Genomic DNA, 13067 nt, shown 5'->3' with positions numbered 1-13067 from the left:
TTTTTTTATTAAAGATGTATTAAAAGATGAACGTAATTACAAAAACCCTTCAATTGGCTGATGGACGTACCATCACCATTGAAACCGGGAAAGTGGCAAAACAGACCGATGGTGCTGTCATGTTGAAGATGAACAACACCGTACTCCTGGCCACTGTTTGTGCCGCAAAAGATGCAGTTCCCGGAACCGATTTCATGCCTTTGCAGGTTGACTATCGTGAGCAGTATAGTGCTGCCGGCCGTTTCCCTGGTGGATTCACCAAGCGCGAAGGTAAAGCCTCTGATAACGAAATCCTTACCAGCCGACTGGTGGACCGCGTGCTCCGTCCGTTGTTCCCCAGCAACTATCACGCAGAAGTATTCGTCAACGTGATGCTGCTTTCAGCTGATGGCGTTGACCAGCCCGATGCTTTGGCCGGTTTTGCTGCTTCAGCAGCGCTGGCATGCTCGGATATTCCCTTCGAGTGCCCCATCTCTGAGGTGCGCGTGGCTCGTATCAACGGCGAGTATGTGATTGATCCTACCTTCGAGCAGATGAAGCAGGCCGACATGGATATCATGGTAGGTGCCTCTGCCGAGAACATCATGATGGTGGAAGGTGAGATGAACGAAGTATCTGAGCAGGATCTGCTGGGCGCTCTGAAGGCCGCTATGGAGGCTATCAAGCCCATGTGCGAGCTGCAGAAAGAGCTGAGCAAGGAACTTGGCAAGGACGTGAAGCGCGAGTACAACCACGAAATCAACGACGAGGCTCTGCGCGAGCGCATGAATAAGGAGCTCTATCAGCCCGCCTACGACGTTACTAAGCAGGCCCTCGAGAAGCACGCACGTGCTGAGGCTTTCGAGAAGATCCTGGCCGACTTCAAGGAGAAGTTCCTGGAGGAGCTGCCCGAGGATTCAGAGATCTCGAAGGAAGACTACGAGGCAATGATGGATCGCTACTACCACGACGTAGAGCGCGACGCCATGCGTCGTTGCATCCTCGACGAAGGTATCCGTCTGGATGGTCGTAAGACCGACGAGATCCGTCCCATCTGGTGCGAGGTTTCACCCCTGCCCATGCCTCACGGATCAGCCATCTTCACCCGTGGTGAGACACAGTCTCTCTCTACCTGTACGCTGGGCACCAAGCTCGACGAGAAGATGGTGGACGATGTGCTCGACAAGAGCTACATGCGTTTCCTCCTGCACTACAACTTCCCCCCATTCTGTACTGGTGAGGCTAAGGCCCAGCGTGGCGTAGGTCGTCGTGAGATTGGTCACGGTCACCTGGCATGGCGCGGTCTGAAGGGTCAGATCCCCGAGGACTTCCCTTACACCGTACGTCTGGTTTCACAGATTCTCGAGTCTAACGGTTCTTCATCAATGGCCACCGTTTGTGCCGGTACCCTCGCCCTGATGGACGCAGGTGTTCCCATGAAGAAGCCCGTCAGCGGTATTGCCATGGGTCTGATCAAGAACCCCGGCGAAGATAAGTATGCCGTATTGAGCGATATCCTCGGCGACGAGGACCACCTGGGTGATATGGACTTCAAGACCACCGGTACCAAGGACGGTCTGACCGCTACCCAGATGGATATTAAGTGCGACGGTCTGAGCTTCGACATCCTCGAGAAGGCCCTCATGCAGGCTAAGGCTGGTCGTGAGCATATCCTCAAATGTCTGACCGACACCATCGCAGAGCCACGTGCTGAGTTCAAGCCCCAGGTTCCCCGCATCGTACAGATCGAGATTCCTAAGGAGTTCATCGGTGCAGTTATTGGCCCTGGTGGTAAGATCATCCAGCAGATGCAGGAAGACACCAAGACCACTATCACTATCGATGAGGCCGACGGTGTTGGTAAGGTACAGGTATCAGGTCCCGATAAGGAGAGCATCGACGCAGCCCTTGCTAAGATCAAGGCTATCGTTGCAATCCCCGAGGTAGGCGAGGTTTACGATGGTGTTGTTCGCAGCATCATGCCTTATGGCTGCTTCGTAGAGATTATGCCTGGTAAGGATGGTCTGCTCCACATCTCAGAGATTGACTGGAAGCGCCTTGAGACTGTTGAGGAAGCAGGTATCAAGGAGGGCGACCACATCCAGGTGAAGTTGCTCGAGATCGATCCCAAGACTGGCAAGTACAAGCTCTCACACCGCGTGCTGGTAGAGAAGCCCGAGGGTTACGTAGAGCGCGAGCGTCCTGCTCGTCGTGAGCGTGGCGAGCGTCCCGAGCGTGGCGACCGCCGTCAGCCCCGTCAGGACCGTGGCGATCGTGGCGATCGTCGTCAGCCCCGTCAGGACCGTCAGCCCCGTGCTGAGCAGCCCCAGGGCGAGGTTTATCGCGATCCAGCTCAGAACCATGAGCCCAAGGACTTCAGCGATGCCCTCGATCACATGGACTTCTAAAACGCAATACTAGTCGTTTCGTCGCCTTATATATATAATAAGGTGTAGCAATAGGCTCCGTTTTCCAATGCGAAAGCGGAGCTTTTGTTTTTCGTCTAGGGGCTAGATGAGTGCGTTCTAGAGTCTAGATGAGGTCATTCTAGAGTCTAGATGAGGTCATTCTAGACTCTAGATTGGATCATTCTAGACTCTAGATCGGGTGCAAAAGTGGCACTTTTGGTCGGTAAAACTGGCACTTTTGATTGGTTATAGTGGCACTATTGCGTGCTTATAGTTGTGCTCTTAGATGCCGAAAGCATTGCTTTTCTGTTCTAATAGTGGCACTTAGATACTGGTGCTGTTATTGTTTTTGTATAATATGTGAATACAATCCCTGATTTTGATGAATCGCTGTTTTGACAATTAGGGTGTATCAAATACATCTTTTTTTTTGCTGATTTGTGTTAAAATTACACTTTTTTGTGTTCTGATGCAAAAAAAACTTTGAAAATTGATATGCAATATTAAAATTTTGCTTATATTTGCATCCGAAATCATTCGAAAGAGTGTGTTTTCAAAAACAAACAGTTACTACTATATATATAATATTTACTAACTTCACAAATTTTAGCTTATGAAAATCTCAAAACTCTTTGTTTTGACCGCGCTTAGCCTCTCGGCCACAGGCGCGACAGCAGCTATTGTGAACGGTGAGCGCCAGAAACCTGAGGTGCCACAGGAGTTTACAGAGTTTGCTGAAGGAGACACGCTGTATATGTACAACGTGGGCTCTAAAATGTTTTTCCGTGGAGGTAACGACTATGACACCCGTGCCAGTGTAGGCGAGAAGGGATTCAAAGTCACTTTCACCAGAACGGATGAAGGTGTTGAACTTCGCGACTCTGTCGAGAAGCACAAGAAGTGGATGGCCACTTTTGTTATTAAAGATGCGGGAAACAATAACATCTTTGTGGACAATGATGGTGAGGCTAACCGCTATTGGACTGTTACAGAGGTGAAAGGCGCTTATCGCATTTCGAATGACACCAAGACGGAAATCGCTGGTATGTACCTTGGTTGGAATGGTCATGCAGACGATACACGCCTTTATTTCTTTGATCCCGAAGAACTTGGCGATACTGCCAGCATCGACTGGAAATTCATGACCCGCGAAGTTTATCAGGCTTATGAAAATTCTATTGCTGTATTCCTGAAAGCTCAGGACCTGAAGACACAGTTGGATGCAGCCAAAGAGAAGAATCTGAATGTGGCTGATCAGGAAGCTGTCTATCTGAATGAGAGTGCTACTATGGAACAGCTGGAAGAAGCTATTAACCAGGTGAAGGCAATCATTGCTAAGGCTGCCGAGGATGCTGCTTCTGTAGCGAAACCCGTTGATTTGACATCAAGCATCGTTAACCCCAACTTTGATGGTCATGTGTCCACAGGTTGGAAGGGCACTGCTCCTAACTGGGGTAATGGTGATCAGAATTTATCAGAGGTTGCCGAGCACTACAATAAGGATTTCGATACCTATCAGGAGCTGGCCGACATGCCTAAGGGTGTATATATGCTCAGTGCCAACGGCTTCTACCGTAACGCTGCCGATGGCTGGGATGAGTATAAGAATGGCACCAATAAGTTTGCCAAACTCTATGCAGTGGCCGACGAAAAGGAGGTTTCTCAGCCCCTTACTTCTCGCTGGTCTTGCCTGAACACACAGCCAATGGCCGGTGCTACAGATTTCGGAAATACTGCTTCTGAGGTTAATGTGCTCGAGGGTGATGTCACCTACTATGCTCCTAACGACCCTGCAGCAGCTCGTTTGTACTTCGAAAAGGGCTTCTACCAGAACAATTTGTTCTTCAGTGTTGATGGTGGTAGCGTGAAGTTGGGCGTCAAGAAGACCGAAGACAACAGTGGTAACGACTGGACCGTATTCGACAACTTCAAGCTGACCTATTTCGGTAACAAGGCTGAGGCTTATCAGTACTGGTTGACTGAAGCTATCAAGAATGGCAATCAGTACGACAAGAATACACAGTGCACTGAATCATATCTGGAGGCTTATGAGAATGCTGCTGTTGGTGCTACCGCTAGCACTCGTGACGAGGTGCTCGCCAAGTTAGCTGCTATTAAGAGTATTGAGGACTCTCTGATTGCCAACATCAATTTGTGGAAAGATCTGGCTGCTCTCTACACTGAAGCAGAAGCCGTTCAGACTGACAAGAATATCTCTGCCGACTGGAAGGAAGACTTGCAGGATGAAATGGCGGATGTGTATGATGCCCAGAGGCGTCATGAATTGAACAACGCCGAAATCCGTGACCTCATTGCTGAGTTTGCTGACATTATCTCTGAGACCAAGAAGCATCTGGCTCCTGGAACAGACTGCACCTACTACCTGAAGAATGCAGATTTCCAGAAGGGTACCCAGGATTGGAATGGCTTCGGTACTAAGCAGCCAACAACTGGTGGTAGCCCCAATATATGTGCTGAGGCTTACGACACGAAGTTCGATATCTATCAGGAACTGAAGAATGCCCCTGTAGGTGTTTATGAGATCGAAGTACAGAGCTTCTTCCGTTTGAAGCGTGCACAAGAGGCTTACGACTTGTATCTCGCTGGCAACCAGATTGCTCCTGGTGTAGTTTACATGAACCAGGCCGAGACTCCTCTGAAGTGTGTCTTCGATGAACCTGTTTTGGATGGTATTCTGGGGACTGATCCTGTGACTCAGGAACCCATCAAGTATACCGGTAGTACCGATCAGTTTAATAACAATTGGTACCCCAACGATATGACCACTGGAGCAGAGGCCTTTGCGGCAGGTATGTATAAGACTTCAGCATTCGGTCTCGTAGCTAAGGATGGTGATCCTATGCGTATTGGTGTGAAGGGTGACTGCACTGGTCCTAACTGGGCTATCTTCGATAACTTCAAACTGACCTATCATGAGTACAAAGCAGATGTCGTACAGTCTGCAATGCAGAGCGCGCTGAACGACTTGAACACTGCTATCGAAGGTAAGGCTTATGGTAAGAACGTTAAGGATAGCGTGACTCTGATTGCTAAGGCTGCTGTAGAGGCTGATCCGCAAGATGGTAAGGCTTTGTTCGCAATCTTGACTGAGGTTTATGATTTGAATGAGAGAGCAAAGACTTCTGTTGCTCTGTTCGAGAAGCTGACAACTGCAAAAACTTCTTTGGCTAGTTTGCTCGAGAATCCCATCAATGAGGCTGCAGCTAACGACGCAGCTCTACTCTGCGATGAGATTCAGGGTAAGATTAATCAGAGCAATTTGACCGATGCTGGTGCAGAGGCTTATCTGCTGAAGATTTCTGAAATGATGACAAAGGTCAACACTCCTCCTTATGAGGAAGCTAGCGATGAAAACCCTGTTCCCATGACTTCACTGATCCAGACTCCTGGCTTCGAGAAGATCGAGAACGAAGTGAAGAGCAACTCTATCGAGGGCTGGGAGAACGCTACTGGCTACAACTTCGGTAACGACGATAAGCAGAAGGGTGCTTACGCTCTGGAGTTCTATCAGAAGACATTTGATATGTATCAGGACATCATTGGTCTGCCCAACGGTACTTATGAAGTAGGCGTACAGCTGTTCAACCGTATCGGTGGTTTTGATAACGACTATGAGGAGTTTGTCAAGAATCCTAAGGCTGCTCAGGCTTACCTCTATGCTGTAAGCGGCGGCAAGACCAGCTCTGCTCCTGCAGTCTGCGCTACAGCAGGTGCTCTGACAAATGATCCTGCAATCGCAAATGAGAGCTCATACACCGCTGAAGGTACTACCTACTACATGCCTAACGACATGGTATCTTGCGGCCAATTCTTCGATATGAATCTGTACAAGACCAGCCTCATCGTGAAGGTAACTGAGAACAAGCTGCGCATTGGCGTGAAGAAGCCCGAGCAGATTAGCAATGACTGGGTTCTGTTGGATAACTTCACACTGACTTACTTCGGCGAGAACAGCCAGAAGGAAGCTAGCGACGATGTTGCTGGTATCAACACCATCAACGTGCGCGGTGCTAAGTCTGAGTTCTTCACTCTGGACGGTCGCAAGACCAATGCCGCTCAGAAGGGCATCTTCATCCAGAAGATTGTTCTTGACAATGGCAAGGTGGTAGTACGCAAAGTACAAAAGTAATTAGTGGACTGATAATGAATTATCATCAACTGATATTCCTATAAAAGGGATCGGGGACAGCTGAAAATGCTGTCTCCGACCCCTTGTTTTATGTCATACAAGCCTTTGAAAACCTAAATTATCTGACCATGACAACACGGACTACACAGTCTCCCGATAGGGGAGAGACAAACCCTGTTCGGCGCCTCTGCGTGCTGAACCCCAAAGAAGAAACAAAAAACAACTAATATAAACAACTAACACACTATGAATCGTACAACTATCGTATCGCAAGGACGACGGGTGGTGATGGCTGCCTGCTGCGCGTTGATAGGAGCCTCAGCACTGCAGTCGTGTAAGGACGACGTGCTGACCGGACAGCCCTCCTATTTGGGCAACTCCATCTACCAGCGCCTGCAAGAAGACGGCAACTACAACTACACGGTGCGCCTCATTGAGGACTTGGATTTGGCAGAAGTCCTCAATCAGACAGGTTCAAAAACACTTTTCGTAGCAGACGACAAGGCCTACGACGCCTGGTTCCAGAACAACGACTGGAACGTGTCACGCTATGAAGACTTGAATCTTTCGCAGAAGAAGTTGCTGCTGAAAAACTCGATGATAGACAATGCCTATCTGCTCGAGTTGCTGGGCAACACCAAGGGTACGCCTCCCAGCGAGGGTAAGGCCATGCGTCGCAAGACGTCAACCCACATCTATGACTCTATCCAGGTGCTGCAGCCAGCCGACATGCCTAACAATCCCGCATGGAATGCACTGCGTGCACGCGGCAAGGCCGTGCCCGTGCTGAAGGATGAGACCGCAGCACCCATGATCCACTTCTTGCCTTCGTTCATGAGCTACCACAACATCACAGCCGAGGATCTCTCGTTGCTGACCAATGGTCACGCCACCTCTATACAGGAGTCGTGGGTCAACGGCAAGCGCGTGCTGCCAAACTATGATGAGAATGGCAACCGCGTGGAGGGTCACGACATCACCTGTAAGAACGGTTACATTCACAAGGTGGACGGCGTGATTGAGTCTTCGCCCAACATGGCCGAGATCATCCGCAACCTGCCCGAAGCCTCTATCTGGTCAAAGATTCTGGACCGCTTCTCGGTGCCCTATCGCAATGTGACAGCCACCAACGACTATCAGGCCAACAAGGGAAAAGCAGCTGGTGCCGATAAGGATACGGTTTATAACTTCCGCTACCTTAGCAACCTGTCTGTAGGTCTGAAGCCAGTGAATACCGACGAGGATAAGCTGATCCCTTCTGACGAGATCGGTCTGCTGAAGTTTGATCCAGGATGGAACCAGTATATCTATCGCGACGATAAGGACTTCGATATGCACTTCGATGCCGGCGCCATGATCGTGCCTACCAATGCAGCCATGCAGAACTGGTGGAGCCCCACTGGTCCTGGTTCCGACCTCTATAATGAATATGGTGGCGACCTGGATCGCGTGCCCCTGAAGACGCTGGCCAAGCTGATCAACGTGAACATGCTGACCTCGTTCTACGAGTCGGTGCCTTCTAACTTCCAGAACGTGCTCAACGATGCCAAGGAGAGCCTCGGCATTAAGAAGGAAGACATCGTGAAGTGCTACATGGGTTGCAACGGCGTGGTTTACCTGGTTGAACCCAAAGATGCCGCCAAACCCATCTTCACACCTGCTGAGTATGCTTCGGTCGTTTATCCAGCACTGGCACACAGCAAGACCATGAACGCCATCTACTGGGGTATTGAGGAGCTGAACTTCCTGCCTTACCTCCTGGCCATGGACCAGCACTATAGCCTGCTGTTGCCCACCAACGATGCCATGAAGTTCTATGTAGATCCCTACACCTACGGACTGAAGGAAGAGGCAACGGGCACTGAGACTCCCGACATCATCGAGTTCTACATCGACCCCAGGGTGGCTGCGCGCAGCACACAGCTGAAGGCTTGGCGATGGAAGTCAACCATCGATGCCGATGGTCGCATCGTCAAGAACAGCAGCACCGACTCTATCGAGGTAGAGCGCGACGTCATCAAGAAGATGATGGAAGACCTGGTCGATCAGCTCATCGTGGTTGGCGACATCGAGAGTGGCTACAGCTACTACAAGACCAAGAGCGGCTCTATCATCAAGGTCAACGGCAGCGGCAGCAACCTGAAGGTGGCCGGCGGTTGGCAGGTGGAGCACAACACCAGCATCCCCGTGGTGAACAAATATCTGAAGCAGAACGGTAAGGCCTACGAACTGGAGGCTCAGGTACCTCTGGGTGCCGAGAAGTCGCTGGTTACGGTGCTGAACGAGCACAGCGAGTACAAGCCCTTCCTGAACCTGCTGAACAGCAGCTACTGCGACTTCCTGACACAGACCCTGTCTAACACCTATAACTGTGGTGGTAAGGATCGTGGTAACCAGAACTTCAAGCTCTTTGATAACTATAACTACACAGTATATGTGCCCGGTCGCAAGGCCATCGAGGACCTGCAGGCTGCTGGCAAGCTGCCTAAGTGGCAGGAGCTCGACGAGACCCGCATCGACTCTGTCTCTTCACCTGGCGAGAAGATCGAGATCAGCGTGATTGACAGTATCTGCACGGCCAACAACTGGTTTGCTGATGCCCATGCCCAAAGCGATGCCGACTCTACCAAGGTGCGTACCGCTGTGAAGAACGCACTGACCACCATCGTCGACGACTTCGTCCGCTATCATGTGCACGACCATGCCATTGGTATTGACATGGCACCCGAGGATGGCGTAGGTCCTAACTACGAGAGTATGAAGCGCAACCCTGCCAACGGACGTTTCTATCCCATCAATGCCACCTACACCAAGTCGTCTCTCTCTGTGAAAGACGCCAAGGGTAAGACCCACCACGTGGTAACCACTCCCGGACTCTATAATAATATTGTGCGTGAATATTGGTTCCAGGGCAACTATACAGAGAAAGAGCAGACGGCTCGCCTCTTCATGGGTAGCAATGCCATGGTACATCTGCTCGATGACTCGGGCGCACTGATGTATGCCGACATGAAGAAATGGACTGTGGCTGTCAAAGAGGCCCTCATTGCTGCTAAAGTAATTAAATAATCAAGGAGGAACGAACACTATGAAGATACTTAAATCCATGATATTCGTTCTGGCACTGTTGTTGTCCACAGCAGTAGGCGCACAGAACATTACGTCGGTTCACGGAACGCTGAGCGACGAGCTGGGTCCGCTGATGGGTGCTACCGTCTGCGAGATCGATGCTACGGGACGTATCATCGAGTCGGCCGTTACCGACCTGAATGGTAACTTCACCATGAAGATCCGTAACCCGAAAGACCACATCCGCTTCAGCTATGTGGGCTTGAACACGATCACGCAGCCTATCAATAAGACCACTTACAACATCAAGATGACGTCTAAGACCGTCTTGAAGGAAGTGACCATCAAATCAAAAAAGCGTGCCACCGGTAACTCGCTGCCTATCCCACAGCGAGAGATCTCGTATGCCACACAGACCATCTCCATGAAGGAGTTCGAGGGTCTGGGCATCACCTCGGTCGATGAGGCCCTGCAGGGTCGTATCGCCGGTCTGGATATCATCGGTAACTCGGGTGACCTGGGTTCGGGCTCTACCATGCGTCTGCGTGGTGCCTCTTCACTCTCGTCGCTGACCGATGCCAACCCGCTGATCGTGGTGGATGGCAACATCCGCGAGGTGAGCCTCGACAACTTCGATATGGCTGGTGCCAACAACGAGAAGTTTGCCGAGCTGCTGAACATCAACCCTGAGGATATCGCCTCTATCACCGTGCTGAAGGATGCTGCCGCTACGGCCGTCTATGGTTCGCAGGGTGGTAATGGTGTGATCGAGCTGACCACCAAGCGTGGTGTGCGCGGTAAACCAAAACTCACCTACACACTGAAGCTCACCGGCACCTATCAGCCAAAGGGCTACGACCTGCTGAGTGGTGACGACTACACCATGATGTTGAAGGAGGCTTACTTCAACCCCATGCAGGACGGTACGATTGCCGACAAGGATGCTATCCCTGAGATCAACTATCTGGGCGACAACGAAGGCTTCACCGACTGGCGCGAATATCGTGCCAACACCGACTGGCGCGATGCTGTGACTCAGTGGGGTCTGCGTCAGAACCACTACGTCACCATCTCGGGTGGTGGTGAGAAGGCCTCATTCCGTATCGGTGGTGGTTTCGACCACGAGACCGGTACCATGATCAAGCAGAAGCTGAACCGTTTCTCAACTCGTGTGGCTCTGGACTACAACGTCAGCAGCCGTATTCGCATCAGCACCAACTTCGCGCTGACCTATACGAAGAACGACATGAACTCTGACAACCTGCTGTCTATCGCACAGAGAATCATGCCTAACATGAGCATCTATGTGAAAGACCCCGTGACGGGTCTCGACACCTCAGACTACTTCACCATGCGCCGTCCCCGCTACGATGGTGACCCCATGCGCGGCTCGGACGTATTCGAGAAAGACCAGCGCACCTATGTCAACCCTGTGGCCAGTGCTAACCTGGCTAAGAACCAGCGCCGCACCTACGACATGTCGCCTGAGTTGGTGATCAACTACCAGCTGCTGGGCACCGACGAGGACCACTGGCAGTTGAACTGGCGTGGTAGTGTGTATATGAACATCTTCAACCAGTATGACGACAAGTACTATCCTTGGGAGCTGAACCCCGTAGGCGTGAAGGGTGGTGTGAACAGTGCCTCGAAGGGTTCTTCGAAGAGCGTATCGTTCAACACCAAGCAGACCCTGACGCTGACACCTGCGTTCACCAACAAGGACCACTCGATGATGATGATGGGACGCTTTGAGCTGACATCAGGTTCGTCTAACGGACAGGCTACGGGTGCCAACGGTCTGGCTTCAGGCGTATCGACACCTACTGCCGGCGGTCTGAACTTCTCGCCCAGCTCATGGTACAACCAGTGGCGCTCCATGTACTACACCTTCTCTACGCACTATGCCTACAAGGGTCGCTACGTGGCCGACTTCACACTGCGTGCCGACGGTACTACGAAGTTTGGTCCTAACAACCGCTGGGGCTTCTTCCCCTCTGTATCTCTGAAGTGGATCGTCAGCGACGAGCCCTGGATGCAGAAGCTGAAGCCAACACTCTCGATGCTGGCCATCCGTCCCAGCTGGGGTCGTGTGGGTAACCAGCCCAACCAGAACTATCTGTTCACCTCTAAATATGGTACCACCGACCGCTATATCGACATGGCTGGTATGGTGCCCCTGAACCTGCGTCTGACCGATCTGAAGTGGCAGATCGTATCAAGCTATAACTTAGGTATGGACCTGGGCTTCCTCGACGATCGTCTGAACATGACCATCGAGGCCTATAGCTCTACCACCACCGACATGCTGCTGCAGAACTACCGCATTCCTTCGAACGCTGGTTTCGCCCACGTTCCCTATCGCAACAGTGGTAAGATGCGCAACACGGGTTGGGAGTTCCACATCAACACCAACCGTCTGATCAAGGCCGGTAAGTTCATCATGGACCTGAATGCCAACTTCGGTAACAACCGCAACGAGATTCTGGAGATGGATGAGTACCTGCTGAAGAACCTGAACTCTACCTTCTCGTACGAGAACGGCGAGTTCCTGCGCTACGTGCAGCTGCACAACCCATTCGGTGCTATTTACGGCTTCAAGTATAAGGGCGTTTATACGCACAACTACAACACGTTCATCAAGTTGACACCTGCCGAGCAGCAGGGCTTCCTCAGTGGCACACTGCCCGACGAGTGGTATGCTGAGCGTGGTTGGGAGAAGCGTCCCTACACCGCACCTGTGGCTATGAATGCCGATGGTAAGCTGATTCTCGATGCTACAGGCACACCCGTGCGTATGGTCTATAACTATACCAACGACAACACCGGTAAGAACGTGCGCTTCAACGGTGGTGATGCCATGTACGAGGATATCAACCACGACGGACAAATCAACGCACTCGATATTACCTATCTGGGTTCGTCGCTGCCTAAGCTGACTGGTGGTTTCGGCTTCAGCTTCAACTATGGCGACTGGCGACTCACTACCCAGTTCAACTATCGTGTGGGCAACAAGATTATCAATATGGCACGTCTGCGTGCCGAGGCCATGACTGGCAACGACAACCAGAGCCAGGCTGTGAACTACCGCTGGCGTAAGGAGGGCGACGTCACCTCTATTCCTCGCGCTATGCACTACTTCAAAGATGGTCCTTATTCATACAACTCGCTGGTCAGCGACCGCTTCGTGGAAGATGGTTCTTACCTGCGTATGAGCTATGCTCAGCTGTCGTATGCCATCAAGAAGAAGTACCTCACCTGGATTGGTCTGAACCGTATTTCTATCTATGCAAGTATCAACAACCCCTTCGTCATCACGAAGTACTCGGGTGTTGACCCTGATATCTCGAACGCTGGCTACGATCCCGCTATCGACAATGCGCAGACCCCACGTTCACGTTCATACACACTGGGTTTAACTGTTGACTTCTAAAGGAATTGATAATCGAAACAAAACATGACTA

General features: G+C 51.2%; 4 protein-coding genes. All 4 read left to right on the top strand.

Annotated features, from left to right (window positions below; translation table 11 throughout):
- Window positions 1–26 precede the first annotated feature (26 nt).
- The 4 genes from pnp (at window position 27) to T433_RS0102770 (ending at window position 13036) form a co-directional block, all read left to right on the top strand.
- Window positions 27–2387: a polyribonucleotide nucleotidyltransferase gene (gene pnp, locus T433_RS0102785; protein WP_027449288.1), complete on the top strand. Its 2361-nt coding sequence runs from the start codon at window positions 27–29 to the stop codon at window positions 2385–2387.
- A gap of 613 nt (window positions 2388–3000) precedes the next feature.
- A complete protein-coding gene (locus T433_RS0102780) occupies window positions 3001–6537 on the top strand; it encodes a hypothetical protein (protein WP_027454767.1) in 3537 nt (1178 codons plus the stop codon).
- A 246-nt stretch (window positions 6538–6783) separates the two neighbouring features.
- Complete coding sequence (locus T433_RS14430) at window positions 6784–9606, top strand: fasciclin domain-containing protein (protein WP_155808305.1); 2823 nt, start codon at window positions 6784–6786, stop codon at window positions 9604–9606.
- Window positions 9607–9625: 19 nt separating this feature from the next.
- Entirely contained in the window at window positions 9626–13036 is a 3411-nt protein-coding gene (locus T433_RS0102770) for a SusC/RagA family TonB-linked outer membrane protein (RefSeq protein WP_027454766.1), read from the top strand.
- Window positions 13037–13067: the final 31 nt, after the last annotated feature.

The organism is Xylanibacter brevis ATCC 19188 (genome assembly GCF_000621725.1).
GTDB classification, from domain to species: domain Bacteria; phylum Bacteroidota; class Bacteroidia; order Bacteroidales; family Bacteroidaceae; genus Prevotella; species Prevotella brevis.
Note: the sequence above shows the minus strand (reverse complement) of the source record. Positions and strands in the feature narration are given on the sequence as shown.